Below are 25,292 nucleotides of genomic sequence, written 5' to 3'. Positions count from 1 at the left end.
GATCTCCTCATCGTGACATGGGTGATTCAAGGTGTTGGGTTCGAGGCTATCACCTGTGCAGGTGCGAAGCTCTTGGTCTATATCAAGGCAATCGATTGAGCTTTTCTATTAAAAGGTTGTGCGTCCGGCTGGCTTTTCCGCCACCGGAGTCCGGCTGCAACCCGTGGATTTTTCAGGCTATAATCGGCCTCTTTGCCGCGGGACGCGGACCCGTGGCGTTACACAGCCAAGGTGTTCCATGCCGATTTACGAGTACCAGTGCCAGTCCTGCGCGCATCAGCTGGAATCGCTGCAGAAGATCAGCGATGCGCCGTTGGTCGATTGTCCGGCCTGCATGGCTCCCGAATTGAAGAAGATGTTGTCGGCTCCGGGCTTCCGCCTGGGCGGCAGCGGTTGGTACGAGACCGACTTCAAGACCGGAGCGAAGAAGAACCTGGCCTCCGGCGATGCTCCAGCGGTCTGTCCGGCCACCGGTTGCGGTGCCGGCGCCTGCTCCGCCAGCGAATGAGCGGTTCCCTAGAATTCAAGACTTTCGAGAAGCGAAACACACCATGATGCGCAGCCACTATTGCGGCCAGTTGAACGAGAGCCTGGACGGCCAGGTAGTCACTCTTTGCGGTTGGGTACACCGTCGCCGCGACCACGGCGGGGTGATCTTCCTCGACGTGCGTGATCGTGAAGGTCTGGCCCAGGTGGTATTCGACCCGGATCGCGTCGAGACCTTCGCCAAGGCCGACCGTGTGCGCAGCGAGTACGTGGTGAAGATCACCGGCAAGGTGCGCCTGCGCCCTGAAGGCGCGCGCAACTCGAACATGGCTTCGGGCGCCATCGAAGTGCTGGGGCATGAACTGGAAGTGCTGAACCAGGCCGAAACCCCGCCGTTCCCGCTGGATGAATACTCCGACGTGGGCGAGGAAACCCGCCTGCGCTACCGCTTCATCGACCTGCGTCGCCCGGAGATGGCCGCCAAGCTGAAGCTGCGTGCGCGCATCACCAGCAGCATCCGCCGCTACCTGGACGACAACGGTTTCCTCGACGTGGAAACCCCGATCCTCGGTCGCCCGACTCCGGAAGGCGCGCGTGACTACCTGGTGCCGAGCCGCACCTACCCGGGTCACTTCTTCGCCCTGCCGCAGTCGCCCCAGCTGTTCAAGCAGCTGCTGATGGTGGCCGGCTTCGACCGCTACTACCAGATCGCCAAGTGCTTCCGCGATGAAGACCTGCGTGCCGACCGTCAGCCGGAATTCACCCAGATCGACATCGAAACCAGCTTCCTCGAAGAAAGCGACATCATCGAGATCACCGAGAAGATGGTTCGCCAGCTGTTCAAGGAAGTGCTGAACGTCGAGTTCGACGAATTCCCGCACATGCCGTTCGAAGAGGCCATGCGCCGCTACGGTTCGGACAAGCCTGACCTGCGCATTCCGCTGGAACTGGTCGACGTGGCCGATCAGCTGAAGGACGTCGAGTTCAAGGTCTTCTCCGGCCCGGCCAACGATCCGAAGGGCCGCGTTGCCGCCCTGCGCGTTCCGGGCGGTGCGAGCATGCCGCGCAAGCAGATCGACGACTACACCAAGTTCGTCGGCATCTACGGCGCCAAGGGCCTGGCCTACATCAAGGTCAACGAACGCGCCAAGGGCGTGGAAGGCCTGCAGTCGCCGATCGTGAAGAACATCGCCGAGCCGAACCTGAACGAGATCCTCGATCGCGTTGGCGCGGTCGATGGCGACATCGTGTTCTTCGGCGCCGACAAGGCCAAGATCGTCTGCGACGCCCTGGGCGCGCTGCGCATCAAGGTCGGCCATGACCTCAACCTGCTCACCAAGGAGTGGGCGCCGATGTGGGTCGTGGACTTCCCGATGTTCGAAGAGAACGACGACGGCAGCCTGACTTCCCTGCACCACCCGTTCACTGCGCCCAAGTGCACCCCGGAAGAGCTGGAGGCCAACCCGGCCGGCAAGCTGTCCCGTGCCTACGACATGGTGCTCAACGGTACCGAGCTGGGCGGCGGCTCCATCCGTATTCATGACAAGTCCATGCAGCAGGCGGTGTTCCGCGTGCTCGGCATCGATGATGCGGAGCAGGAAGAGAAGTTCGGCTTCCTCCTCGACGCCCTCAAGTACGGTGCACCGCCGCACGGTGGCCTGGCCTTCGGCCTGGACCGCCTGGTGATGCTGATGACCGGCGCGGCCTCGATCCGCGAAGTCATCGCCTTCCCGAAAACCCAGAGCGCCGGCGACGTCATGACCCAGGCTCCGGGCACTGTGGATGCCAAGGCTCTGCGCGAGCTGAACATCCGCCTGCGCGAGCAGCAGAAGGCCGCCGAGTAAGTCGATCCAGATTGCCGCGGCGCCCGCAAACCGGGCGCCGCGAGCGAAGCAAACAAGCGATACGGAGTGAGTTATGGCTGGTCATTCCAAATGGGCCAACATCAAGCACCGCAAGGAACGTCAGGACGCCAAGAAGGGCAAGATCTTCACCAAGCTCATCCGTGAGCTGACCGTCGCTGCCAAGCAGGGCGGGGGGATCCCGGCGGACAACCCGCGTCTGCGCCTGGCCGTGGACAAGGCGCTGACCGCCAACATGACCCGCGACACCATCGATCGCGCCATCCAGCGTGGCGTGGGCTCCAGCGAAGCGGACAACATGGCCGAGCTGACCTACGAAGGTTACGCACCCAGCGGCGTGGCGATCATCGTCGAAGCGATGACCGACAACCGCAACCGCACCGCGGCCGAAGTGCGTCATGCCTTCAGCAAGTGCGGCGGCAACCTGGGTACCGATGGTTCGGTGGCCTACATGTTCGAGCGCAAGGGCCAGATCAGCTATGCGCCGGGCGTGAACGAGGAAGCCCTGATGGATGCCGCGCTGGAAGCCGGCGCCGACGACGTGGTGGTCAACGATGACGGTTCCATCGACGTCTTCACCACCTTCGTCGACTTCATCTCGGTCAATGAAGCGCTGACCGAAGCCGGTTTCAAGGGCGACGACGCCGAGATCACCATGATCCCGTCGACCACCGCGACCCTGGACCTGGACACCGCACAGAAGGTCCTCAAGCTGATCGACATGCTCGAAGACCTGGACGACGTGCAGAACGTCTACTCCAATGCGGATATCCCGGACGAGGTGATGGCCCAGCTGGGCTGATCCCTCCACCGGCGCTGGTCTGAAGCCGGAAGCGGGAGTGGTCGTCAGCGGCGCCTCCCGCTTCCGGTTTTTGTTATCTGAAGTACAGGTTACGGACAAGGTTTGATCGGACGGACATGACCCTGATTCTCGGTATCGACCCAGGTTCACGGATAACCGGCTTCGGCGTGGTGCGCGACACCGGCCGTGGCTGCGAGTACGTGGCATCGGGCTGCATCCGTACCGGCAACGGCGAACTGTTCGAGCGCCTGCAGATCGTCTTCCGTGGCGTGCGCGAGGTCATCCAGACCTACCAGCCGACCATGATGGGCATCGAACAGGTGTTCATGGCGCGCAATGCCGACTCGGCGTTGAAGCTGGGGCAGGCGCGCGGTGCGGCGATAGTCGCTGCGGCGGAAGAGGGCTTGCAGATCGCCGAGTACACGGCGAGCCAGGTCAAGCAGGCGATTGCCGGCACCGGAGGTGCGGACAAGCAGCAGGTCCAGATGATGGTCATGCACTTGCTCAAGCTTGTGCAGAAGCCGCAGATCGACGCCTCCGACGCCCTGGCCATCGCCCTGTGCCACGCGCACACCCGGCAGAGCCTGGTGCCACACGGCCTGGTAGGCGCGCGCCGACGTGGCGGACGCTTGCGCCTGTGATATCCGGAAAAACATTGAGCAAGGACAAACACCCGTGATTGGACGCCTGCGTGGCACCCTGGCGGAAAAGCAACCGCCGCACCTGATCGTCGATGTGAATGGCGTGGGCTACGAGCTCGAAGTGCCGATGACCACCCTGTATCGCTTGCCGAGCCTGGGCGAGCCGGTGACCCTGCACACCCACCTCGTGGTGCGCGAGGATGCCCACCTGCTCTACGGCTTTGCCGAGAAGCGCGAGCGCGAGCTGTTCCGCGAGCTGATCCGCCTCAATGGCGTGGGCCCGAAGCTGGCGCTGGCGCTGATGTCGGGGCTGGAAGTCGATGAGCTGGTGCGTTGCGTGCAGGCGCAGGATACTTCCACCCTGGTGAAGATTCCGGGCGTGGGCAAGAAGACTGCCGAACGCCTGCTGGTGGAGCTGAAAGATCGCTTCAAGGCGTGGGAAAATATTCCTTCCATCGCGCCGTTGGTGGTGGAACCCCGACTGGTTGCCGCAGTCTCAAGCGCCGAGTCCGATGCGGTCAGTGCGCTGATCGCACTGGGCTTCAAACCCCAGGAGGCGAGCCGCGCCGTGGCCGCCGTGCAGGAGGAAGGCTTGTCCAGCGAAGAACTCATCCGTCGTGCCCTCAAGGGCATGGTCTAGGTAGCCATCGATGATCGAAGCCGATCGCCTGATCTCCTCTGTAACCGGTCGTGACCGCGAAGAGCAGCTCGACCGCGCCATCCGCCCGCTGAAGCTGGCCGACTACGTCGGTCAGCCGGTGGTGCGTGAACAGATGGAGTTGTTCATCCAGGCGGCCCGTGGGCGCCAGGAGGCCCTCGATCACACGCTGATCTTCGGCCCGCCCGGCCTGGGCAAGACCACCCTGGCGAACATCATCGCCCAGGAAATGGGGGTTTCGATCAAGAGCACTTCCGGCCCGGTGCTGGAGCGGCCTGGCGATCTGGCGGCGCTGCTGACCAACCTCGAACCCAACGACGTGCTGTTCGTGGACGAGATTCACCGCCTCTCGCCCATCGTCGAGGAAGTGCTGTATCCGGCCATGGAAGACTTCCAGCTGGACATCATGATCGGCGAGGGCCCGGCTGCGCGTTCGATCAAGCTCGATCTGCCGCCCTTCACTCTGGTGGGGGCGACCACTCGCGCCGGCATGCTGACCAACCCGCTGCGTGACCGCTTCGGTATCGTGCAGCGTCTGGAGTTCTACGGTGTGGACGACCTGTCCAGCATCGTCGCCCGTTCGGCGGGCATCCTCGGTCTGGAGATCGAGCCGGCGGGCGCCTACGAGATTGCCCGGCGCGCGCGCGGTACGCCGCGGATCGCCAACCGCCTGCTGCGGCGGGTGCGGGATTTCGCCGAGGTGCGCGGCACCGGCCACATCAGCAGCGACATCGCCGACAAGGCGCTGAACCTGCTAGACGTGGATGAAAGAGGCTTCGATCACCAGGATCGCCGCCTGCTGCTGACCATGATCGACAAGTTCGACGGTGGCCCGGTGGGGATCGACAACCTCGCGGCGGCCATCAGCGAAGAAAGACACACGATTGAAGACGTGCTGGAGCCCTATCTGATCCAGCAAGGCTATATCATGCGCACACCTCGGGGGCGTGTAGTGACCCGGCATGCGTACCTGCATTTCGGCCTGAATGTGCCGAAGCGGATGGGGGAGGGGACGACATCGGATCTGTTCGTCCCTGAAGATGGTAATTAATTGCATTTGTAGACGATTGCCGATTGGCAAAGTCTTTACTTGGTTCTAGAGTATGCGCGCGCAACACGGGGGTCAGCCGTTCCAGCAGCGGTATCGGGTCTATTACGAGGACACCGATGCCGGCGGCATCGTCTACTACGTCAACTACCTCAAGTTCATGGAGCGGGCTCGTACCGAGCGGCTGCGTGATCTGGGCTTCGCCCAGTCACAGCTGGCGGGGGAGAACCTGCTTTTCGTCGTTCATTCGGCCGAAGCGCGCTATCACGCGCCGGCCCGCCTGGATGACGAGCTGCTTGTCAGCGTCGAGGTGGAGGAGTTGAACCGTGCGAGCCTGAAGTTTCGTCAACAGGTTCGACGGGCGTCGGATTCGACCTTGCTCTGCGAGGGGCGATTCCTGGTGGCGTGCGTGCGGGCGGACAACCTGAAACCCCGCGCTATCCCAGATGTGTTGCGTGCGGCATTTGCCGGCAGTCCGGACACCCTTTCAGCAGGAGATTAACGTGGAACCGAACGTCGTCGACCATACTTCCATGTGGAGCTTGATCAGTAACGCCAGCGTCGTGGTACAGCTGGTGATGCTGACCCTGGTGGCCGCATCGGTCACTTCCTGGATCATGATTTTCCAGCGCAGCAACATGATGCGCTCGGCGAAGAAGGCCCTGGAAACTTTCGAAGAGCGCTTCTGGTCGGGCATTGACCTGTCCAAACTCTATCGTCAGGCGGGCAGCAACCCCGATCCGGATTCGGGGGTCGAGCAGATCTTCCGTGCCGGCTTCAAGGAATTCTCCCGTCTGCGCCAGCAGGCCGGCGTTGACCCGGATGCGGTGATGGAAGGCGTTTCCCGCGCGATGCGCGTCGCCATTTCCCGCGAGGAAGAGAAGCTGGAAACCAGCCTGCCGTTCCTCGCCACCGTCGGTTCCACCAGCCCGTACATCGGTCTGTTCGGCACCGTGTGGGGCATCATGAACTCCTTCCGTGGCCTGGCCACCGTGCAACAGGCCACCCTCGCCACCGTGGCGCCGGGTATCGCCGAAGCACTGATCGCCACCGCCATCGGCCTGTTCGCGGCCATCCCCGCGGTCATTGCCTACAACCGCTTCGCCGCCCGCTCGGAAATGCTCATCGGTCGCTACTACACCTTCGCCGACGAGTTCCAGGCGATCCTGCACCGCAAAGTGCACACCAGCGACGATTGATCGACGACCAAGAGGTAAGCCGTCATGGCAAGAGTTCGTCACAAGCGCAAGCCGGTCGCGGAAATGAACGTGGTGCCCTACATCGACGTGATGTTGGTACTGCTGGTCATTTTCATGGTGACCGCGCCCATGCTCAACCAGGGCGTCAAGGTCGACCTGCCCAAGGTTTCCAGCGAAGCGCTGCCGCAGGATAACGATTCCCGCGTGCTCACCATCTCCATCAAGGCCGACAAGACCTACTACTGGAACATGGGCTCCGAAGTGGACCCGGATCAGGGCAAGGCCAGCCAGACTGCCGTTGACCTCGATCAGCTGGTGACCGCGGCTACCGCGATCATGGCGCAAAACAGCAGTCAGGGTAAGAAAGTCCAGGTCTTCGTCCGTGGGGACAAGGCAGTCGACTATGGCTCTGTCATGGCCGTCATGGGCGGTCTGCAGAAAGCCGGAGTCGGCAACGTCGGTCTGATTACCGAGGCACCAGGTAGTTGATGCACCAGCTCGAGCGCTCTCAATCGGAAGGCTACTTCTGGCCAACGGTCCTGGCCGTGGCTCTGCACGTCCTGATCTTCGCCATGCTGTTCGTCAGCTGGGCCAGTACGCCTGAACTGCCGCCTTCGCGGCCGATCGTCCAGGCTACGCTGTACCAGCTGAAGTCCAAGAGCCAGGCGACCCAGCAGACCAACCAGAAGATAGCCGGCGAGGCGAAGAAGACTTCGGCCAAGCAATACGAGCAGGAGCAGCTCGAGCAGAAGAAGGCTGAGCAGCAGGCATTGGCTGCTGCGAAAGCCGAGGAACAAAAGAAGGCCGATGCGGCTCAAAAGGCTGCAGATGCCGCCGAGAAAGCCGCTGAAGCCAAGAAGGCAGACGACGCCAAGAAGGTGGCCGATGCTGCCGCAGCCGCCAAGAAAGCGGCTGAGGCCAAGGCTGCCGAGCAGAAACAGCAGGCGGATATCGCCAAGAAGAAAGCCGAGGAAGAGGCCAAGAAAGAGGCCGCTGAAGAGGCGAAGAGGAAAGCTGCCGAGGAGGCTAAGAAGAAGGCCGCCGAGGACGCGAAGAAAAAAGCCGCCGCGGATGATGCCAAGAAGAAGGCTGCCGCGGTCGAGGCTGCGAAGAAGAAGGCTGCTGCTGCAGCCGCTGCCGCAGCCCGCAAGGCCACGGAAGACAAGAAGGCCCAGGCGCTGGCTGACCTGCTGTCCAACGACACGCAACGGCAGCAGGCCCTGGCCGACGAGCAAGGTGACGAGGTGGCGGGCAACTTCGACGATCTGATCGTCAGCCTGGTGAGCCAGCAGTGGAGCCGTCCTCCTTCAGCTCGTAACGGAATGAGCGTAGAAGTGCTGATTCAGATGCTGCCGAGCGGGGCGATCACCGGCGTAAGCGTAACCCGCTCCAGTGGTGACAAGCCGTTCGACGATTCGGCGGTGGCAGCGGTCAAAAACGTGGGCCGTGTTCCCGAACTGCAAAAACTGGATCGTGCCACTTTCGATAGCCTGTATCGTCAGCGCCGAATGGTCTTCAAACCGGAGGATTTAGATCTGTGAGTACCCTGATTCGCTTCGCGCTCTTCGCCCTGGCCCTGGTGGCCGGCGCAGCGCAGGCCGCCGACCCGCTGGTGATCTCCAGCGGTCGTGACTCGGCCGTCCCGATTGCCGTGGTTCCGTTCGGCTGGCAGGGCGGCAACGTCCTGCCCGAAGACATGTCGAACATCATCGGCAGCGACCTGCGCAACTCCGGTTATTTCGAGCCGATCCCGCGCCAGAACATGATCAGCCAGCCGGCCCAGGCCAGCGAGGTGATCTACCGCGACTGGCAGGCCCTCGGTGCGCAGTACGTCCTGGTCGGCAGCATCGTCCCCAGTGGCGGTCGCCTGCAGATCCAGTACGCCCTGCTCAACGTGTCGACCCAGGAGCAGGTCCTGACCGGCAGCGTGGGCGGCACCACCGACCAGCTGCGCGACATGTCGCACTACATCGCCGACCAGTCGTTCGAGAAGCTCACCGGCATCAAGGGGGCGTTCTCCACCAAGATGCTCTACGTGACCGCAGAGCGCTTCTCGGTGGACAACACCCGCTATACCCTGCAGCGCTCCGACTATGATGGCGCCCGCCCGGTGACCCTGCTGCAGTCGCGCGAGCCGATCCTCTCGCCGCGCTTCTCGCCCGATGGCCGTCGCATCGCCTACGTGTCCTTCGAGCAGAAGCGTCCGCGCATCTTCATGCAGTACGTCGACACCGGTCGCCGCGAGCAGATTTCCAACTTCGAAGGCCTCAATGGCGCCCCGGCCTTCTCGCCGGACGGCAACCGCCTGGCCTTCGTGCTGTCGCGTGACGGCAATCCGGAGATCTACGTGATGGACCTGGGCAGCCGCCAGCTGCGTCGCCTGACCAACAACTCGGCGATCGACACCGAACCCTTCTGGGGCGCGGACGGCTCGACCCTGTACTTCACCTCGGATCGTGGCGGCAAGCCGCAGATCTACAAGATGAACGTGAACTCGGGCGCTACCGACCGTGTGACCTTCATCGGCAACTACAACGCCAACCCGAAACTGTCGGCGGACGAGAAGACCCTGGTCATGGTTCACCGCCAGGACGGTTTCACCAACTTCCAGATCGCGGCGCAGGACCTTCAGCGCGGTAATCTCCGGGTACTTTCCAACACCAACCTGGATGATTCGCCCACTGTTGCGCCAAATGGCACGATGCTAATATATGCCACCCGCCAGCAGGACCGGGGCGTGTTGATGCTCGTGAGCATCAACGGACGTGTTCGGTTACCGCTACCCACCGCTCAAGGCGACGTGCGCGAGCCTTCCTGGTCCCCTTACCTGAACTGACGGTTGCCAACTGTTTCAAATTTATACACTGGGGTTCATTAGGAGTTACATGATGGAAATGCTGAAATTCGGCAAATTTGCCGTTATCGCCCTCGCCATGGCTGTTGCCGTCGGCTGTTCGTCCAAGAAAGGCGATGCTACTGGCGAAGGCGCCAATGGCGGCGTTGATCCGAACGCTGGCTACGGCGCCAACAGCGGTGCCGTTGACGGCTCCCTGAGCGACGAAGCCGCTCTGCGCGCTATCACCACCTTCTACTTCGAGTACGACAGCTCCGACCTGAAGCCGGAAGCCATGCGTGCCCTGGACGTACACGCCAAGGACCTGAAAGGTTCCGGCCAGCGCGTAGTCCTGGAAGGTCACACTGACGAGCGCGGCACCCGCGAGTACAACATGGCTCTGGGCGAGCGTCGTGCCAAGGCCGTACAGCGCTACCTGGTACTGCAGGGCGTTTCCCCGGCTCAGCTGGAACTGGTTTCCTACGGCAAAGAGCGTCCGGTTGCCACTGGCCACGACGAGCAGTCCTGGGCCCAGAACCGTCGCGTTGAGCTGAAGAAGTAAGACCTGATGCCGATGCGCCTGCGTTTTCTGACCTTGATCGCATGCGGACTGCCCCTCATGGCGGCAGCCGCGGTTCCGGTACAGGACGGTAATGGTGGCTATGCCAGCACACCGCCCTCGGGTTATGGCACCGCAGGCGCCGATGGCGCCTACGCCGGAGGCGGGATGACTACTCCCGTCTCCGGTCAGGCTCAGCTGTTCATGCAGCTGCAGCAGATGCAGGACGAGATGTCCCGTCTGCGCGGCATGCTCGAAGAGCAGCAGAACCAGATCCAGCAAATGAAGCAGGAAAACCAGGAACGCTTCCAGGACATCGACAGCCGCCTTTCCAGCGGTGCAGGTGCAGGAGCGGCCGGTGCTGCTGTTCAACAGGATTCCTCCGCTGCCGGCGCCAGTGCCGGAGCTGCCGCCGGGGCAGGCGTAGCCGCCGCCCAGCAACAGCAGCCCGCTGCCAGCAGCGAGCCGGGTGACCCGGCAAAAGAAAAGCTTTACTACGACGCCTCCTTTGACCTGATCAAGGCCAAGGATTTCGACAAGGCCAGCCAGGCCTTCGGCGCCTTCCTGCGCAAGTATCCAAACAGCCAGTATGCTGGCAACGCACAGTACTGGCTTGGCGAAGTAAATCTCGCCAAGGGTGACCTGCAGGGCGCCGGCCAGGCCTTCGCTCGCGTCAGCCAGGCCTACCCGAGCAGCGCCAAGGTGCCGGACTCGCTGTACAAGCTCGCTGATGTCGAGCGCCGCCTGGGCAATACTGACAAGGCCCGTGGCATCCTGCAGCAGGTCGTGGCCCAGTATCCGGGCTCTTCCGCCGCCCAGCTGTCCCAGCGTGACCTGAAGAACCTCAAGTAAGGCTCCGCACCGCACTGTCCGAAAACCCGCGCCCGTCGCGGGTTTTTTCGTTAGAATTCCCGCCCCCCGGAAAGCACCAGTGGTTTCAGCTCGGCTGATGTCTGCTGTGTTCCGGGCTTGCCGGGCGCCCAGCGCGCCCACGACTCCAACGCAACGGAGGCGGATGGTCTGTGTAGCCGTCACGCCCGTGGCTGATATGCAACAGACCCTGCGCATTACCGAGATTTTCTACTCGCTGCAGGGGGAGACGCGCACCGCCGGCTTGCCGACTGTGTTCGTTCGCCTGACCGGCTGTCCCCTGCGCTGCAATTACTGCGATACCGCCTATGCCTTCAGCGGCGGTGAAATCCAGTCACTCGACGCCATCCTTGACCAGGTTGCCCACTACCGCCCGCGCTACGTCTGCGTGACCGGCGGCGAGCCCTTGGCCCAGCCCAATTGCATCCCGCTGCTCGAGCGCCTGTGCGATGCCGGCTATGAGGTTTCGCTGGAAACCAGTGGTGCGCTGGATATCTCCGCCACCGACCGCCGCGTCAGCCGCATCCTCGACCTGAAAACTCCGGGCTCAGGGGAGGTGGTGCGCAATCGCTACGAGAACATCGGCGAGCTGACGTCCAACGATCAGGTGAAGTTCGTCATCTGCTCCCGCGAGGACTATGACTGGGCGGTGTCCAAGCTGATCGAGTACCGCCTGGAGCAACGAGCCGGCGAGGTGCTGTTCTCGCCCAGCCACCGCGAAGTGCACGCGCGTGAGCTGGCCGACTGGATCGTCAGCGACAACTTGCCAGTGCGCCTGCAACTGCAGTTGCACAAGATTCTCTGGAACGACGAGCCGGGCCATTGAGCGCGGAGGAGACCTTCTCATGTCCATCAAGCCATCCATGAACGACAAGAAAGCCGTAATCCTGCTCTCCGGCGGCCTGGACTCCGCGACCGTGGTCGCCATGGCCAAGGCAGAAGGCTACGACTGCTACACCATGAGTTTCGATTACGGACAGCGTCACCGTGCCGAGTTGCAGGCAGCCGAGCGGGTCGCTCGCCAGCAGGGCGTGATCGAGCACAAGGTGATCGGCCTGAACCTGAACGGCATCGGCGGCTCCGCCCTGACCGATAGCCGCATCGATGTGCCCGAGGCACCCGGCGAAGGTATCCCGGTCACCTACGTGCCGGCGCGCAATACCGTTTTCCTTTCGCTCGCGCTGGGGTGGGCGGAGGTGCTCGGTGCACGGGATATCTTCATCGGCGTGAACGCCGTGGATTATTCCGGCTACCCGGATTGTCGTCCCGAGTTCGTCGAGGCTTTCGAGCGCATGGCCAACCTGGCGACCAAGGCCGGTGTGGAGGGCGACGGCTTCCGCATCCAGGCGCCGCTGCAGTTCCTTTCCAAGGCGCAGATCATCGAGGCGGGCATCGCCCAGGGCGTGGATTACAGCCTGACGGTTTCCTGCTATCAGGCCGATGATGACGGGCGTGCGTGCGGTAAATGCGACAGCTGCCGACTGCGTTCCGAGGGCTTTTTGGCCGCGGGAATTTCCGACCCGACGCGATATTTCTGAAAAAAGTTTTCGAAGGGTGTTGTTTTTGCGTTAGAAATCAGTATTATACGCCCCACGTTGGGTCGTTAGCTCAGTCGGTAGAGCAGTTGGCTTTTAACCAATTGGTCGTAGGTTCGAATCCCACACGACCCACCAACATGTAAGACAAAAGCCCCGTGATCGAAAGATCACGGGGCTTTTGCCATGTGCCGGAAAAAGTCTGCCGTATGGCCATCCACGGTGCACCGCGTCGTAAGGCGGTGGTGATAAAATCGCCGGCATAATCAGACCGTGCCTGTTGAGGTTTTCACACGATGTCCCAGATTTCCGAACGCCTGCTGGTCCAGGCCCATCTGGCGGCGAAGCAGCCGCGGGTGCTGAGCGTGCAGGAGGAAGCCGACTACCGTGCGGCCATCGCCGCCGAGCTGAAGGCGCAGAACGCCGTGCTCGTCGCACACTACTACTGCGACCCGGTGATCCAGGCGCTGGCCGAAGAGACCGGCGGCTGCGTTTCCGACTCGCTGGAAATGGCCCGTTTTGGCAACCAGCATTCGGCGCAGACCGTGGTGGTCGCCGGTGTTCGCTTCATGGGCGAGACCGCGAAAATCCTCAACCCGGAAAAGCGCGTACTGATGCCGACCCTGGAGGCGACCTGCTCGCTGGACCTGGGCTGCCCGGTGGAAGAATTCTCCGCTTTCTGCGACCAGCATCCCGAGCGCACCGTGGTGGTCTACGCGAACACCTCGGCAGCCGTGAAGGCGCGCGCCGACTGGGTAGTGACCTCCAGTTGCGCTGTGGAGATCGTCGAGCACCTGATGGACAACGGCGAGCCGATCCTCTGGGCGCCGGACCAGCACCTGGGCCGCTATATCCAGCGCGAGACTGGCGCCGACATGCTGCTCTGGGACGGTGCCTGCATCGTTCACGAGGAGTTCAAGGCCAAGCAGCTGGAAGACCTCAGGGCGATCTACCCGGACGCCGCGATCCTGGTGCACCCGGAGTCGCCGGAAGCGGTGGTGGACCTGGCCGATGCCGTGGGCTCCACCAGCCAGCTGATCAAGGCCGCGCAAACGCTGCCGAACAAACGCTTCATCGTCGCCACCGACCGCGGCATCTTCTACAAGATGCAGCAGCTGTGCCCGGACAAGGAATTCATCGAGGCGCCCACTGCCGGCAATGGCGCGGCCTGCCGCAGCTGTGCGCACTGCCCGTGGATGGCCATGAATACCCTGGAGCGCACCCTGGCGTGCCTGAAGGACGGCTCGGGCGAAATCTTCGTCGACCCGGCGCTGATTCCCAAGGCAATCAAGCCGCTCAAGCGCATGCTCGACTTTACCCAGGCGGCGAAGTTGAAGCTGGCGGGCAATGCCTGATCAGCATGCGTGAATGAAAAAGCCCGGCAGATGCCGGGCTTTTTTGTGGGCGGGAGAAGGGCTCAGCGTCCCATCATTTCCTTGAGGATGCGCTCCTGCTCGCGGAACTCCTGCTGGCGGGCATCCAGGCGCGCGGCCAGGGTGAAGTTGCCGCCGGCGCGGCGCTTGGCGAAGTCCAGCTGCTCGATCGCCTGCTTGTAGTCGCCGGTGAGTGCGTAGTACTCCGCGCGGGCCTGGTACACGCCAATGGCGTTGCCACTCAGGGTGCAGGCGTCGGCCAGGCGGTTCCACACGTCCGGGTCCAGCGGGCGGCGCTGGGACAGCTTGAACAGCGTTTTCTCGGCATCGGCCGCGCGGTTGGTCTTCATCATCAGGTCGGCATTGGCCTGGATCAGCGGGTAGCTGTCCGGGTACTGGCCGAGCATCTTCTGCACCCGCGCCTGGGCGTCGGGCAGCTTGTTGGCGGTGATGTCGAGATCGGACATGGCCAGGTTGTAGCTGATGTCGTTGGGCGCCTTGGCCAGCAGCTGCTGCAGGTTGCTGCGGGCGTCGTTGAGCTGGCCGATCTTGGTCTGCGACAGCGCAAGGCCGTAGCGCGCAGCGTCGTTCTTCGGGTCTTCGTCGAGTTGCGCGCGGAACTGCTTGCTGGCCATGCCCGGCGTGTCTTCGAACATCTGCTGGACGCGGGCGCGCATCAGCTCGTAGCGCAGCGAGTCTTCCTTGCCGCCCTTGGGGTACTGCTCGGCGCGGTTGCGGGTGTCGGCGATACGCGATTCGGTGACCGGGTGAGTCAGCAGGAATTCCGGCGGCTTGCCCTCGTAACGGTACTGGCGGGCCAGGCGCTCGAACATGTTGGGCATGGAGCGCGGGTCGTAGCCGGCGCGGACCATGGTGGCAACGCCGACGCGGTCGGCTTCCTGTTCGTTCTGCCGGGAGAAGCGCAGTTGGTTCTGGATGGCCGCGGCCTGGGTGCCGGCGATGGCAGCGATACCCGCATCACCGGCGCCGGCGGCGGCGGCGATGATGCCGGCCAGCATGGCGGCCATCACCGGTACCTGCATGCGCTGTTGTGCTTCGATGCCGCGGGCGAAGTGGCGTTGGCTGAGGTGGCCGAGTTCGTGCGCCAGTACTGCGATGTACTCGCCTTCGGTCTGGGCATAGATGAACAGGCCGCCGTTGACGCCGACCACGCCGCCAGGGGCGGCGAAGGCGTTGATCTGTTTGTCTCGGATCAGGATGAACGCCAGGCGGTGGTCCTGCAGTTCGCTGGACTCCGCCAGGCGGTAGACGCTGGACTCGACATAGTCCTTGAGTTGCGGATCGTTGAGCGTGTCGACCTGGTTGCGCAGCATGCTCAGCCAGGCGCGGCCGAGCTGGAACTCCTGCTCCGGGGAGACGATGGACGAGCTGGCGTCCCCCAGGGAAGGCAGGTCGTCCGCCAGGGCCGGCATGGCGAAGGCGACAGCGAGCGACAGCAGGGCAGGGCGGAGTACTTTCATGTACACGAGGCTCGTTCCGAGAAAGGCTCTACTTTAGCCGCACGCTTACGCCTATGCCTAGTTTGCAGGGCGGAAGTGCGGCGCAATTCGAATCGGGTATTTCCGCTCCGTGGCCCTTTCAACCCCGAGTCTGACGGCTTCATTAATGAACAGCGTCTCTGCAGGGCCTGGTTACTTTTCCAACGCTTTCGGTATTCTTGGGCGCCCTGACTGGAGTTCGTTTCGATGTCCGATTCCACGCCGTCCGTCCCCGCCTGTGACGCGGAGCTGGACGCCAGCGGTCTCAATTGTCCGTTGCCGCTGCTCAAGGCCAAGCTGGAGCTGAACCGGCTTCCCAGTGGAGCGGTGCTCAAGGTGATCGCCACCGATGCGGGCTCGCAGCGCGACTTCCGCGTTTTCGCCGATCTTGCCGGGCACTCGCTGCTGCATGAAGAGGTCGAAGCCGGCGTCTATCGCTACTGGCTGCGCAAGAAGTAGCCCTTGATCGCGGGTAACCGCGACGTTACCCCATTCGTTTCGCAGGTTTCGTTGATGCTCAAGGTTTTGCAGGACTGGATGCAGCGCTATTTCTCCGACGAGGAGGCGATAGTGCTGGCGGTCATTCTCGGACTGGGATTTACCGTCATCCTGACCTTTGGCGGGATGCTCGCGCCGGTGCTGGCGGCGATGGTCATCGCCTTCCTCATCCAGGGCATGGTCGGCGTGCTGGAGCGCCTGCGTGTGCCACATCTGTTCGCGGTGTGGCTGGTCTATTCGCTGTTCCTCGGGCTGCTCGCAGTGTTCCTGCTGGTGCTGGTGCCGCTGCTGTGGAAGCAGCTGTTCACTCTGTTCAACGAACTGCCCGGCATGCTCGGCGAGTGGCAGGCGACCCTGTTGATGCTGCCTGAACGCTATCCGGACATGGTCACCGAGGAGCAGGTGCTGCACACCGTCGAGGCGGCGCGCAGCGAACTGGGTGAGCTCGGCCAGTGGGCGCTGACCTTCTCCCTGTCGGGCCTGCCGGTGGTGGTCAACATCATGATCTACCTGGTGCTGGTGCCGATCCTGGTGTTCTTCTTCCTCAAGGACCGCCGCCGCTTCTACCACTGGTTCCGCCGCTACCTGCCCCGTGAGCGCGGGCTGATGAAGCAGGTGTGGAACGAGATGAACCAGCAGATTGCCAACTACATCCGTGGCAAGGTCATCGAGATCTTCATCACCGGTGTGGCGACCTACATCGCTTTTGCGCTGCTGGGGCTGAACTACGCGGCGCTGCTCGCGCTGCTGGTCGGCCTGTCGGTGGTCGTGCCTTATATCGGCGCAGTAGTGGTCACCGTGCCGGTGGCGATGATCGCGCTGTTCCAGTGGGGCTGGAGCGACCAGTTCATCTACCTGATGGCCGCCCACGCGATCATCCAGGCGCTGGACGGCAACGTGCTGGTGCCGCTACTGTTCTCCGAAGCGGTGAACCTGCACCCGGTGGCGATCATCTGCGCGGTGCTGCTGTTCGGCGGGCTGTGGGGCTTCTGGGGGGTGTTCTTCGCCATCCCGCTGGCGACTCTGGTGAAGGCCGTGCTGGATGCCTGGCCGCGACAGCCGCCATTGGAGCCGCAAGTCAGCCCGATGATGTAAACGAAAAAGGCCGCTGATCAGCGGCCTTTTTCATTGGCGCTGGCTCAGCGGCTTACTGGTTCAGCGCTTGAGCGGCGGCGAGCACGGCGTCCACGTGCCCGGGCACTTTCACGCCGCGCCACTCCTGGCGCAGCACGCCCTTGGCGTCGATCAGGAAAGTGCTGCGGTCCACGCCCATGTATTCCTTGCCGTAGAGCTTCTTCAGCTTGATCACGTCGAACAGCTGGCAGACGGCCTCATCCTTGTCGCTGATCAGCTCGAAGGGGAAGCACTGCTTGGCCTTGAAGTTCTCGTGGGACTTGATGCCATCGCGGGAGACGCCGAACACCAGTGTGTTGGCCTTGGCGAAGTCCTCGATCCTGTCGCGGAAGCCCTGGCCTTCGGTGGTGCAGCCAGGGGTGCTGTCCTTGGGGTAGAAGTACAGGACGACCTGCTTGCCCTTGAGTTCGGACAGGCGGAATTCGACGCCGCTGGTGGCCGGGGCCTGGAAATCGGCGACGGGTTTGTTCAGTTCGACTGCCATGGGAATTTTCTCCTTGGGAGCATCCTTACGGATGCTGCGGACGCCAGGGTTCGATCAGCGCGTCCAGGTTCAGCGCATCGGCGAAGTCGAGGAACTGATCGCGCAGCCAACTGATCTGGGTGCCGGCCGGCAGCGTCACGGTGATGGTGGCGTTGAGCATGCTGGTGTTGGTGTGCGGCGCCTGGTAGGTGTCGCAGGTGAGGTTTTCCAGCTCGATGTTGTGATCGATGAAGAACTGGCACAGCTCGTTGAGGATGTCCGGACGATAGACGGCGCTGACATAGGCCACATAGGGCAGGGCCTGGGCGCGGGTGACGTGGACATTGCTGCGCGTGACGCTGAGGGTGAAGCCGTGACGCTTGGCCAGGGGCGGCAGGCCGCCTTCCAGGCGGGCCAGGGCATCCCAGCTGCCGGAGATCTGCAGGATCAGCGCACTGAACTCGCCGTGACGGGTCAGGCGGCTGCTGACCACCGAGCAGCGGTTGTCGACGCAGGTGCGGCACAGCACGCTGGTCAACTCCATCGGGTTCGGGCCCAGAGCACTGATCAGAAGGAATTGTTCACGAGGGTGAGAGGTGGACATGCAGCTTTCCTGGGAGTGGCGGCCAAGCGGGCCGCATCGACAAAGGAGAAAGGGTAGCGAAAAGCGCCGATGAGGGGAATGTCTGACCGCTCGCGGGTCGCTGCGTCACCTTGTGCGTGGCCGGTGGCGACAGTACCATTACGGCTTTCTTTTTCCGGCAGGAGCGGTTGCATGATTGCGGGCAGTATGGTGGCGCTGGTCACCCCCTTCGATGCTCAGGGTCGACTGGATTGGGACAGCCTCGCCAAGCTGGTGGACTTCCACCTGCAGGAAGGCACCAATGCCATCGTAGCGGTCGGCACCACGGGTGAATCGGCCACTCTGGACGTGAACGAACACCTGGACGTCATCCGTCGCGTCGTCGACCAGGTCAACGGCCGTATCCCGGTCATCGCCGGCACCGGCGCCAACTCCACCCGCGAAGCCGTCGAGCTGACCGAGGCCGCCAAGTCCGGCGGTGCCGACGCCTGCCTGCTGGTGACCCCGTACTACAACAAGCCGACCCAGGAAGGCCTGTACCAGCACTTCCGCCACATCGCCGAAGCCGTGGCCATCCCGCAGATCCTCTACAACGTGCCGGGTCGTACCGCCTGCGACATGCTGCCCGAGACTGTCGAGCGCCTGTCCAAGGTGCCGAACATCGTCGGCATCAAGGAAGCCACCGGCGACCTGCAGCGCGGCAAGGAAGTACTGGATCGCGTCGGCAAGGACTTCCTCGTCTACTCCGGTGACGACGCTACCGCCGTCGAGCTGATGCTGATGGGCGGCAAGGGCAACATCTCGGTGACCGCCAACGTCGCCCCGCGCGCCATGAGCGACCTCTGCGCCGCCGCCATGCGTGGCGATGCCGCCGCTGCCCGCGCCATCAACGATCGCCTGATGCCGCTGCACAAGTCGCTGTTCATCGAATCCAACCCCATCCCGGTCAAGTTCGCCCTGCACGAAATGGGGCTGATTCCAGAGGGCATCCGCCTGCCTCTGACCTGGCTCAGCCCGCGCTGCCACGAACCGCTGCGTCAGGCCATGCGCCAGACCGGCGTCCTGGCTTAAGGAGCTCCCTCGCATGAAGCGACTGGCAGGACTGACTGCGCTCGCCCTGGTTATCGGCAACACCTCCGGCTGCGGCTGGCTGTGGGGCCCGGAAGGCTACTTCCGCGACCGTGGCGACGATTACCTCAACGCCCGCGAAACCGCACCGATGAAGGTGCCCGAGGGCATGCAGAGCAAGCAGCTCGACCCGCTGCTGCCGATTCCGATGAACGTCGCCACCAGCACCGAGAAGGAAGGCGAGTTCGAAGTGCCGCGTCCGCAGCCGCTGTCCGGCGCCGGCGAAGTCAGCGACTTCAGCCTGCAGAAGAGCGGCGACTCGCGCTGGCTGGTTGCCCAGCGTCCGCCGGCCGAAGTCTGGCCGGTCGCTCACCAGTTCTTCCAGGACAACGGCTTCTCCATCGCCAACGAACGTCCGCAGACTGGCGAATTCAGCACCAACTGGCAGCCGCTGTCGCAGCTCTCCGCGCCCCTGGCGCGTCGTCTGAGCAGCCGTGTGTCGGGCGTCGAGCCAGACAGCGAAGCGCGCGTTCGTGTGCGCATCGAGCCTGGCGTGCAGACCAACACCAGTGAAGTCTACGTGCTGAGCGAAACCCGCCCGGCCGGCAGCACCGCCACTGGCGATTGGCCGACCAAGCCGGCCGTGCCGAGCCTGGACGCCGCGCTGCTCGACGAAATGATCGCCAGCATGGCCACCAGCGCCGAGAAGGGCGGCTCCGTCTCCCTGCTCGCCGCGCACTCGGACTACGACACCCCCGGTGCCGTCCAGCTGAACAAGGACGGCAGCGGCAACCCGGTGCTGACCGTCGACTCCGATTTCGATCGTGCCTGGGTCAGCGTCGGCCGTGCGCTGGATCGTGCCGACATCCGTGTCGACGACCTCAACCGCAGCCTGGGCGTGTACTACGTCAACATCGCCGAAGGCGCGAAGAAGAAGGACGAAGACAAGCCTGGCTTCTTCAGCCGCCTGTTCGGCGGTGGCGAGAAGACCAAGGAAGAAGAGGACGCCAAGGCCCAGCGCTACCAGGTTCGCCTGACCAGCGTGAGCAACACCGTCCAGATCACCGTCGACAAAGACATCAACACCTCCGCACCGGCTGACGTGGCGCAGGGTGTGTTGGAAAAACTCCAGGAGAGTATGCGGAATGCACTTCGCGGTCCTGGGGAGCGGAAGCCGGGGCAATTCGGCCTTGGTGAGCAGTTCTGACACCCGGATACTGATCGATTGCGGCTTCCCGCTGCGTGAAACCATCCGCCGTCTGGCACGCCTGGGCGTAGAGCCCGGGCAGCTGGACGCGGTACTGGTCACGCACGAGCACTCCGATCACATCAACGGCGTCGAACTGCTGGCCCGGCACCATCGAATACCCGTGTACCTCAGCGCCGGCACCCTGCAGGGAATGCGCAAGCCGGTGACACCGGCGGGGCTGCTCAAATGCGGCGACCGCCTGGTACTGAAAGACCTGGAAGTCACTGCGGTGAGCGTCTCCCACGATGCGCGGGAGCCCCTGCAGTACGTGTTTTCCGATGGCCGGAAGCGCTTTGGCCAGCTCACCGATCTGGGAGCCGCCACGGCGCAGGTGCTGGAATGCTATCGTGGCCTCGATGCGTTGATCATCGAAGCGAATCACGATACCGACATGCTGGCCCGCGGTCCGTATCCCTACCCACTCAAGGTCCGTGTAGGCGGCCAGTGGGGACATTTGAACAACCGGCAGGCCGCCGAACTCGTGGCCCAGCTGGGCTGGGAAAGCCTGCAGCACCTGGTGCTGGCGCATCTCAGCGAAAAGAACAACTCGCCGCAGCTGGCCCGGCAAAGCTTCGTCGACACCCTTGGGTGCGACCCGGACTGGCTGCAGGTGGCCGATCAGCATTCTGGACTCGACTGGCGCACCATCGCCTGAGCCCACCCCTTAAGCAAGCGGAGCCCATCATGGAAAAACGCGAAGAACTCTATCGCGGCAAGGCCAAGTCGGTTTACACCACCGATGACGCCGACCGCCTCGTCCTGCTGTTCCGCAACGACACCTCGGCGTTCGACGGCAAGCGCATCGAGCAGCTTGATCGCAAGGGCATGGTGAACAACAAGTTCAACGCCTTCATCATGCAGAAGCTCGAAGCCGCCGGTATCCCGACCCAGTTCGACGCCCTGCTGTCGGACAACGAAGTGCTGGTCAAGAAGCTCGCCATGATTCCGGTCGAGTGCGTCGTGCGCAACTACGCCGCCGGCAGTCTGGTGCGCCGTCTGGGCGTCGAAGAGGGCCTGCAGCTCACTCCGCCGACCTTCGAGCTGTTCCTGAAGAACGACGCCCTGGGCGACCCGTTCATCAACGAATCCCACGTCCAGGCCTTCGGCTGGGCGACCCTGGAGCAACTGGCCGAAATGAAGGCCTACTCCTTCAAGGTCAACGAAGTGCTGAACAAGCTGTTCGACGACGCCGGCCTGCTGCTGGTGGACTTCAAGCTCGAGTTCGGCCTGTTCCACGGCAAGATCGTCCTCGGCGACGAGTTCAGCCCGGACGGCTGCCGTCTGTGGGACAAAGAGACCCGCAAGAAGATGGACAAGGACCGCTTCCGCCAGGGTCTGGGCGACGTCATCGAGGCCTACGAAGAAGTGGCCCACCGCCTCGGCGTACCGCTCTGATCTGACCAGTGCACGCAAGCGCCTGATACCACGCGAAAAAATCCTGAATAAGGGCTTCGCCTTCGGGCTTCAAGCTGGTATCATGCGCGCCGCACGGAGAGATGCCGGAGTGGCCGAACGGGACGGATTCGAAATCCGTTGAACTGGCAACAGTTCCTAGGGTTCAAATCCCTATCTCTCCGCCATTACATATGGCCGAAACCCCTGAAATGCTTAGCGTTTCAGGGGTTTTGTCTTTTCTGCGTCCTGCGTTTGTCGAAGAAGTGTCGAAGGCGCTGAGCTTTCGTTACCGTCAGAGCTATCGCACAATGCCCTGAGCTTGAATGCCCAGGATGCAAGGATGCGCACGAACTACGTTCTGATCGACTACGAGAACCTCCCGGTCAAATCCCTGGAGCTGCTTCAGGAACCGCACTTCCGCCTGCGGGTCTTCCTTGGTCCCAAGAATTCGAAGCTCCCGACTGAGCTGGTCGTTGCGATGCAGCGCATGGGAGAGCGGGGCGAATACGTCGTTCTAGAGACTTCGAGCCCCAATGCCCTGGATTTCCATATCGCGTATTACCTTGGCCGTCTCGCCCTGGAAGAGCCAACCTCGTTCTTCCATATCATTTCCGCTGACAAAGGCTTCGACCCGCTGCTGAAGCACCTCAAGGGCAAGGGCATCTATGCCGTGCGCTCTGAGAGCATCGAGGCGATGCCCTGCTTCAAAGCACTTCCGGCACTCGAAGCGACCATTGCCGCGACCGCTGCCAGTGGAAACAAGTCACCCGCGAGCAGTCCGGCACCCAGCAAACCTGCTCCGAAGAAGACAAAGACTCCAGTCTCCGGCCAGCTGAAAGTCGCGATGCATGACCTTATCAGCCGCAAAGGCGCAAAGCCGAGAACCATCGCGAAGCTGATCAACACGATCCATTCGACGCTGGGGAAGGCCAGTGGAGTCAAGCTCGCGGAGGCCGAAGCCGTGTACAAGCAGCTCTGTGATCAGGGCTTCGTGAAAGTGAATGGCGAGAAGGTCACCTACTCATTGCCAGAGCGTGTCTAGTCCTCGCATCGGGTTGAACCTCACCGCATCCTGCAGATGATCCGGCGAAAGATGGGCATAGCGCATTGTCATCGCCAGAGAGCCATGACCCAGGATCTTCTGCAAGGTGAGGATATTCCCGCCGTTCATCATGAAGTGGCTCGCGAAGGTGTGTCGCAGCACGTGGGACGCTTGGCCAGCGGGGAGGGCAATGCAGGTCTTGATGGTCTGGTCGAAGCTGTTCCGGCAGTTGGAGAACAGGCCGTGTTCCAAGAAGTGCCGCTGCAACGCAGTTTCCAGCTCCCCATCGATGGGGACAGAGCGCGTCCGCTTTGACTTCGTGTTCACGAAGGTGACGCATCCGGCACGTACACGGGCAGGCCCCAGCGATTCCGCCTCACCCCTGCGGGCACCAGTGGACAGGCATACCCGGGCCACCATCTCGACGTGTGGGGTCTTGCAGCGCTTCCTGATGGCTCCGAACAGGGTCCTGATCTGGTCTTCATTCAGCCAGGTCAATTCGCGCTCCTGAAGCTTGAGCGGTTTGACACGCTGGAGCGGATTGGCGAAGTCGACATCACCTAGCTGCAGCAACTCGTTGAATACCGCGCGCAGGTAGCCAAGCCGGTTATTTAGGGTCTTCCCATTGGCACCAGCGCCCAGCTGTCGAGTCCTGTACTCGGCGTAATGGGGAGCCGTCAGCTGACTGGCAATGGGATCGCCCAAGTCCTTAGCCACCATGTGTAGGAGGCGCTTTCGGTTCTCACCGTCTGCGAGGGTGTGGCCGTGCAGTATCCCCCAGCGATCAACCAGCTCAGAAAGTCGCCGCCTGTCTTTGGACTTAGCTGACCATGCAGGGTTCTCAATGCACTTTTGGCGCACTGTGGCTTCGTAGCGTTGAGCCTCACCCTTGGTCTTGAATCGCTTGCGGAAGCGCTTGCCCTTGATGGGTTCGACGTCGACGAACCATCGGCCATCATCGAGCTTGGTGATGCTCATCAGACGGCATATCCCCTTCGCAAATAGCGGTCGGAGATCAGGTTCTTGATGTGCTTTTCGAGGTCCCGCCGAGTCCAACCTTTCGCTAAGTAGTGGTCTTCGATCACGTGCCAGAATTCGAGGCTGTAGGCGGACTCAATCGCCTTTTTGCGGGGATACGCTCGCGTGCAATGAGGCTGATGAACTGGCCCAGGAACATCTCGCAGTTCTTGCCGGAGAAGCCCATGGCCGTCTTGCGATAGCGCCGATACTCGACACGTTCAATGAGCGGATCGGCCTCCACCTGGACCTTCACGTCTTGCATGATCAGCGTCCAGAACGGGTCATGCTGAGTACGCAGGCCGAGCAGCCGATACGCCTCGCAGCCGTACACCCAGAGATGATCGAGGTGCTGGGAGATACCTTCATAGGTCCGGGTGCCAATCACGCCGCCAGATGCCTTTACGGAGCCCTGAGCGAACTGATTGATGATGGTGTGGTGGTAGCGGAACTCGATGCGCCAAACCGGCTGCTTGGGGTTGTAGGCTGCGTCGCTGTCACCAAACGGATCTCCGTTGTGGGTTGACCAGACGGCGTTCCAGTAGTCGAGCTTGTCGGTAGCGCGGGCCTGTAGCGACTTGTTGTAGACCGCCAGCTGGATGCCTGTCGGCGAGCCGAACATGTAGGTTTCACCACGTCCGTAGACCGAGGCGTTGCCGTTGAACTCGATGCGGTCGATGCCGCTGATCTGGCGTACCCGATTGGATCGGCAGTACATGCGATCCACGATGTTCTCTTTCGGGGTCCAACCTTGCACATCCAGGGCGATGTGGACGGCGCATTGGTTGGGTTCGCAGTGCGTCATCACTGCTGCCGCGAGTGAATCCATGAGTCCCTGGAGCGCCTTCGGTGCCACGCCATCAATCGCATGAGGCGAAACCTCAATCTTGAGGTGAGAACCGATGCTCTCCAGCTTCATGTTGTGGTTCTTGATCAGCAGGATCAGGCCGAGGTCTGCATTCTGCAGACGGAACTGATACCCGGAGTCGCGCCCAATACGCCCCTTGGACCACTCGTAGCCGGCGAACTCGACGATAGGTTCCTGGGAGTCGAATAGCGCGATGACTTCGGGGCGAATCAGTCCGTTGTACAACTGGCGGACGGTATCCACGCCGCAGCGCAAAACGCGCACTCCAGAAAGGTCGGTCATTTTCGCCGTGTAGCAGTCGATGAAGAGGCGGCCACGCGGGGAGTCGATGATTTGACCGTCCGGTTGAACTAGCAGTCGACGTTGATCACTGAACTTTGCCATCTAAATTCTCCAACGTTATCCATTAATGTCCATTTCACTGCGTGTGTTGTTAGACGTGTTACAGGGACGTCAGCCGCGCCCAGCCGGCGGGGCGCTCGTGCCTTACGCTACCTGCCGGTGGGCGCGGCGACGTCCAGCACTCCAGCTGAGCCGGATTGAACCAACAGGCAGGGATTGCGGGTTGATCGAGCTGGGCGCCGACGTCGAGGAGGTAAGTCATCAGCAC

At 62.5% G+C, this 25,292-nt stretch carries 27 protein-coding genes, 2 tRNA genes and 1 pseudogene; 25 read left to right on the top strand and 5 right to left on the bottom strand.

The window, feature by feature from the left end:
• Nucleotides 1–238: 238 nt before the first annotated feature.
• From IB255_RS02860 to nadA, 17 genes are all read left to right on the top strand, one after another.
• Nucleotides 239–508, top strand: a complete 270-nt coding sequence (locus IB255_RS02860; RefSeq protein ID WP_081520156.1) for an FmdB family zinc ribbon protein — start codon at nt 239–241, stop codon at nt 506–508.
• Nucleotides 509–551: 43 nt separating this feature from the next.
• Nucleotides 552–2,330 (top strand): aspartate--tRNA ligase, encoded by a 1,779-nt coding sequence (gene aspS / locus IB255_RS02855; protein ID WP_139791666.1) that lies wholly within the window; start codon nt 552–554, stop codon nt 2,328–2,330.
• 73 nt (nt 2,331–2,403) lie between these two features.
• On the top strand, nt 2,404–3,150 hold the full coding sequence (locus tag IB255_RS02850; RefSeq protein ID WP_081520157.1) for a YebC/PmpR family DNA-binding transcriptional regulator: 747 nt from the start codon (nt 2,404–2,406) through the stop codon (nt 3,148–3,150).
• A 116-nt stretch (nt 3,151–3,266) separates the two neighbouring features.
• The gene (gene ruvC / locus IB255_RS02845; protein WP_081520158.1) at nt 3,267–3,791 is read left to right on the top strand and encodes a crossover junction endodeoxyribonuclease RuvC; all 525 of its coding nucleotides are present in this window, start codon (nt 3,267–3,269) and stop codon (nt 3,789–3,791) included.
• 34 nt (nt 3,792–3,825) lie between these two features.
• Entirely contained in the window at nt 3,826–4,431 is a 606-nt protein-coding gene (ruvA, locus tag IB255_RS02840; RefSeq protein WP_081520159.1) for a Holliday junction branch migration protein RuvA, read from the top strand.
• Between the two features lie 10 nt (nt 4,432–4,441).
• The gene (gene ruvB, locus IB255_RS02835; RefSeq protein ID WP_138215289.1) at nt 4,442–5,500 is read left to right on the top strand and encodes a Holliday junction branch migration DNA helicase RuvB; all 1,059 of its coding nucleotides are present in this window, start codon (nt 4,442–4,444) and stop codon (nt 5,498–5,500) included.
• A 52-nt stretch (nt 5,501–5,552) separates the two neighbouring features.
• Entirely contained in the window at nt 5,553–5,999 is a 447-nt protein-coding gene (gene ybgC / locus IB255_RS02830) for a tol-pal system-associated acyl-CoA thioesterase (protein WP_081520161.1), read from the top strand.
• Nucleotide 6,000: 1 nt separating this feature from the next.
• Nucleotides 6,001–6,696 carry a protein TolQ gene (gene tolQ, locus IB255_RS02825; protein ID WP_045210353.1) on the top strand — a complete coding sequence of 232 codons (696 nt, stop codon included), beginning with the start codon at nt 6,001–6,003 and terminating at the stop codon, nt 6,694–6,696.
• 24 nt (nt 6,697–6,720) lie between these two features.
• The gene (gene tolR, locus IB255_RS02820; RefSeq protein ID WP_081520162.1) at nt 6,721–7,185 is read left to right on the top strand and encodes a protein TolR; all 465 of its coding nucleotides are present in this window, start codon (nt 6,721–6,723) and stop codon (nt 7,183–7,185) included.
• Nucleotides 7,182–8,237: a cell envelope integrity protein TolA gene (tolA, locus tag IB255_RS02815; protein ID WP_139791667.1), complete on the top strand. Its 1,056-nt coding sequence runs from the start codon at nt 7,182–7,184 to the stop codon at nt 8,235–8,237. The genes tolR and tolA overlap by 4 nt, the downstream gene beginning before the upstream one ends.
• Complete coding sequence (gene tolB, locus IB255_RS02810) at nt 8,234–9,532, top strand: Tol-Pal system beta propeller repeat protein TolB (protein WP_192209784.1); 1,299 nt, start codon at nt 8,234–8,236, stop codon at nt 9,530–9,532. Before tolA ends, tolB begins: the two co-directional genes overlap by 4 nt.
• A gap of 52 nt (nt 9,533–9,584) precedes the next feature.
• A complete protein-coding gene (pal, locus tag IB255_RS02805; RefSeq protein ID WP_017522099.1) occupies nt 9,585–10,091 on the top strand; it encodes a peptidoglycan-associated lipoprotein Pal in 507 nt (168 codons plus the stop codon).
• Nucleotides 10,092–10,097: 6 nt separating this feature from the next.
• Nucleotides 10,098–10,940 carry a tol-pal system protein YbgF gene (gene ybgF / locus IB255_RS02800; protein ID WP_081520165.1) on the top strand — a complete coding sequence of 281 codons (843 nt, stop codon included), beginning with the start codon at nt 10,098–10,100 and terminating at the stop codon, nt 10,938–10,940.
• Between the two features lie 196 nt (nt 10,941–11,136).
• A complete protein-coding gene (queE, locus tag IB255_RS02795; protein WP_192209783.1) occupies nt 11,137–11,784 on the top strand; it encodes a 7-carboxy-7-deazaguanine synthase QueE in 648 nt (215 codons plus the stop codon).
• A gap of 37 nt (nt 11,785–11,821) precedes the next feature.
• Entirely contained in the window at nt 11,822–12,496 is a 675-nt protein-coding gene (queC, locus tag IB255_RS02790) for a 7-cyano-7-deazaguanine synthase QueC (protein ID WP_081520349.1), read from the top strand.
• A gap of 59 nt (nt 12,497–12,555) precedes the next feature.
• Nucleotides 12,556–12,631 (top strand) — tRNA-Lys (locus IB255_RS02785).
• A 158-nt stretch (nt 12,632–12,789) separates the two neighbouring features.
• A complete protein-coding gene (gene nadA / locus IB255_RS02780; protein ID WP_192209782.1) occupies nt 12,790–13,848 on the top strand; it encodes a quinolinate synthase NadA in 1,059 nt (352 codons plus the stop codon).
• Between the two features lie 62 nt (nt 13,849–13,910).
• Here nadA and IB255_RS02775 read toward each other — a convergent pair whose 3' ends face one another.
• Complete coding sequence (locus IB255_RS02775; RefSeq protein ID WP_081520168.1) at nt 13,911–15,347, bottom strand: M48 family metalloprotease; 1,437 nt, start codon at nt 15,345–15,347, stop codon at nt 13,911–13,913.
• Nucleotides 15,348–15,572: 225 nt separating this feature from the next.
• Between IB255_RS02775 and IB255_RS02770 the strand changes: the two genes are divergently transcribed.
• Together IB255_RS02770 and IB255_RS02765 are read left to right on the top strand one after the other, a co-directional pair.
• Nucleotides 15,573–15,824 (top strand): sulfurtransferase TusA family protein, encoded by a 252-nt coding sequence (locus tag IB255_RS02770; protein ID WP_017522093.1) that lies wholly within the window; start codon nt 15,573–15,575, stop codon nt 15,822–15,824.
• A gap of 54 nt (nt 15,825–15,878) precedes the next feature.
• A complete protein-coding gene (locus tag IB255_RS02765; protein WP_192209781.1) occupies nt 15,879–16,958 on the top strand; it encodes an AI-2E family transporter in 1,080 nt (359 codons plus the stop codon).
• A gap of 52 nt (nt 16,959–17,010) precedes the next feature.
• On the opposite strand, the gene IB255_RS02760 is transcribed toward IB255_RS02765, so the two are convergent.
• The gene (locus tag IB255_RS02760) at nt 17,011–17,481 is read right to left on the bottom strand and encodes a peroxiredoxin (protein WP_192209780.1); all 471 of its coding nucleotides are present in this window, start codon (nt 17,479–17,481) and stop codon (nt 17,011–17,013) included.
• 25 nt (nt 17,482–17,506) lie between these two features.
• Nucleotides 17,507–18,064, bottom strand: coding sequence for a glycine cleavage system protein R (locus IB255_RS02755; protein WP_081520171.1), 558 nt, complete (start codon nt 18,062–18,064; stop codon nt 17,507–17,509).
• 171 nt (nt 18,065–18,235) lie between these two features.
• On the opposite strand from IB255_RS02755, the gene dapA reads away from it, so the two are divergent.
• From dapA to IB255_RS02725, 6 genes are all read left to right on the top strand, one after another.
• Entirely contained in the window at nt 18,236–19,114 is an 879-nt protein-coding gene (gene dapA / locus IB255_RS02750; protein WP_045210343.1) for a 4-hydroxy-tetrahydrodipicolinate synthase, read from the top strand.
• Between the two features lie 13 nt (nt 19,115–19,127).
• Nucleotides 19,128–20,318 carry an outer membrane protein assembly factor BamC gene (gene bamC / locus IB255_RS02745; protein WP_081520172.1) on the top strand — a complete coding sequence of 397 codons (1,191 nt, stop codon included), beginning with the start codon at nt 19,128–19,130 and terminating at the stop codon, nt 20,316–20,318.
• Nucleotides 20,257–21,015, top strand: coding sequence for an MBL fold metallo-hydrolase (locus tag IB255_RS02740; RefSeq protein ID WP_081520173.1), 759 nt, complete (start codon nt 20,257–20,259; stop codon nt 21,013–21,015). Before bamC ends, IB255_RS02740 begins: the two co-directional genes overlap by 62 nt.
• 29 nt (nt 21,016–21,044) lie before the next feature.
• A complete protein-coding gene (gene purC / locus IB255_RS02735; protein ID WP_045210340.1) occupies nt 21,045–21,755 on the top strand; it encodes a phosphoribosylaminoimidazolesuccinocarboxamide synthase in 711 nt (236 codons plus the stop codon).
• Between the two features lie 95 nt (nt 21,756–21,850).
• Nucleotides 21,851–21,940 (top strand) — tRNA-Ser (locus IB255_RS02730).
• Nucleotides 21,941–22,095: 155 nt separating this feature from the next.
• The gene (locus IB255_RS02725) at nt 22,096–22,797 is read left to right on the top strand and encodes a PIN domain-containing protein (protein WP_081520174.1); all 702 of its coding nucleotides are present in this window, start codon (nt 22,096–22,098) and stop codon (nt 22,795–22,797) included.
• Here IB255_RS02725 and IB255_RS02720 read toward each other — a convergent pair.
• Nucleotides 22,777–23,775, bottom strand: coding sequence for a tyrosine-type recombinase/integrase (locus tag IB255_RS02720; protein ID WP_081520175.1), 999 nt, complete (start codon nt 23,773–23,775; stop codon nt 22,777–22,779). The genes IB255_RS02725 and IB255_RS02720 overlap by 21 nt on opposite strands.
• Nucleotides 23,775–25,066: pseudogene (locus IB255_RS02715) on the bottom strand (hypothetical protein). Before IB255_RS02715 ends, IB255_RS02720 begins: the two are co-directional and overlap by 1 nt.
• Nucleotides 25,067–25,292: the final 226 nt, after the last annotated feature.

Source organism: Pseudomonas sp. PDM22 (assembly GCF_014851965.1).
GTDB lineage: Bacteria > Pseudomonadota > Gammaproteobacteria > Pseudomonadales > Pseudomonadaceae > Pseudomonas.
This window is presented reverse-complemented; position numbering and strand designations above follow the sequence as displayed.

Bases quoted from the DNA above. Each gene is read 5' to 3' on its own strand.
- IB255_RS02860 (WP_081520156.1), top strand. From the start codon at position 239: ATGCCGATTTACGAGTACCAGTGCCAGTCCTGCGCGCATCAGCTGGAA.
- aspS (WP_139791666.1), top strand. From the start codon at position 552: ATGATGCGCAGCCACTATTGCGGCCAGTTGAACGAGAGCCTGGACGGC.
- IB255_RS02850 (WP_081520157.1), top strand. From the start codon at position 2,404: ATGGCTGGTCATTCCAAATGGGCCAACATCAAGCACCGCAAGGAACGT.
- ruvC (WP_081520158.1), top strand. From the start codon at position 3,267: ATGACCCTGATTCTCGGTATCGACCCAGGTTCACGGATAACCGGCTTC.
- ruvB (WP_138215289.1), top strand. From the start codon at position 4,442: ATGATCGAAGCCGATCGCCTGATCTCCTCTGTAACCGGTCGTGACCGC.
- ybgC (WP_081520161.1), top strand. From the start codon at position 5,553: ATGCGCGCGCAACACGGGGGTCAGCCGTTCCAGCAGCGGTATCGGGTC.
- tolR (WP_081520162.1), top strand. From the start codon at position 6,721: ATGGCAAGAGTTCGTCACAAGCGCAAGCCGGTCGCGGAAATGAACGTG.
- pal (WP_017522099.1), top strand. From the start codon at position 9,585: ATGGAAATGCTGAAATTCGGCAAATTTGCCGTTATCGCCCTCGCCATG.
- ybgF (WP_081520165.1), top strand. From the start codon at position 10,098: ATGCCGATGCGCCTGCGTTTTCTGACCTTGATCGCATGCGGACTGCCC.
- queE (WP_192209783.1), top strand. From the start codon at position 11,137: ATGCAACAGACCCTGCGCATTACCGAGATTTTCTACTCGCTGCAGGGG.
- queC (WP_081520349.1), top strand. From the start codon at position 11,822: ATGAACGACAAGAAAGCCGTAATCCTGCTCTCCGGCGGCCTGGACTCC.
- nadA (WP_192209782.1), top strand. From the start codon at position 12,790: ATGTCCCAGATTTCCGAACGCCTGCTGGTCCAGGCCCATCTGGCGGCG.
- IB255_RS02775 (WP_081520168.1), bottom strand. From the start codon at position 15,347: ATGAAAGTACTCCGCCCTGCCCTGCTGTCGCTCGCTGTCGCCTTCGCC.
- IB255_RS02770 (WP_017522093.1), top strand. From the start codon at position 15,573: ATGTCCGATTCCACGCCGTCCGTCCCCGCCTGTGACGCGGAGCTGGAC.
- IB255_RS02765 (WP_192209781.1), top strand. From the start codon at position 15,879: ATGCTCAAGGTTTTGCAGGACTGGATGCAGCGCTATTTCTCCGACGAG.
- IB255_RS02760 (WP_192209780.1), bottom strand. From the start codon at position 17,481: ATGGCAGTCGAACTGAACAAACCCGTCGCCGATTTCCAGGCCCCGGCC.
- IB255_RS02755 (WP_081520171.1), bottom strand. From the start codon at position 18,064: ATGTCCACCTCTCACCCTCGTGAACAATTCCTTCTGATCAGTGCTCTG.
- dapA (WP_045210343.1), top strand. From the start codon at position 18,236: ATGATTGCGGGCAGTATGGTGGCGCTGGTCACCCCCTTCGATGCTCAG.
- bamC (WP_081520172.1), top strand. From the start codon at position 19,128: ATGAAGCGACTGGCAGGACTGACTGCGCTCGCCCTGGTTATCGGCAAC.
- IB255_RS02740 (WP_081520173.1), top strand. From the start codon at position 20,257: ATGCACTTCGCGGTCCTGGGGAGCGGAAGCCGGGGCAATTCGGCCTTG.
- purC (WP_045210340.1), top strand. From the start codon at position 21,045: ATGGAAAAACGCGAAGAACTCTATCGCGGCAAGGCCAAGTCGGTTTAC.
- IB255_RS02725 (WP_081520174.1), top strand. From the start codon at position 22,096: ATGCGCACGAACTACGTTCTGATCGACTACGAGAACCTCCCGGTCAAA.
- IB255_RS02720 (WP_081520175.1), bottom strand. From the start codon at position 23,775: ATGAGCATCACCAAGCTCGATGATGGCCGATGGTTCGTCGACGTCGAA.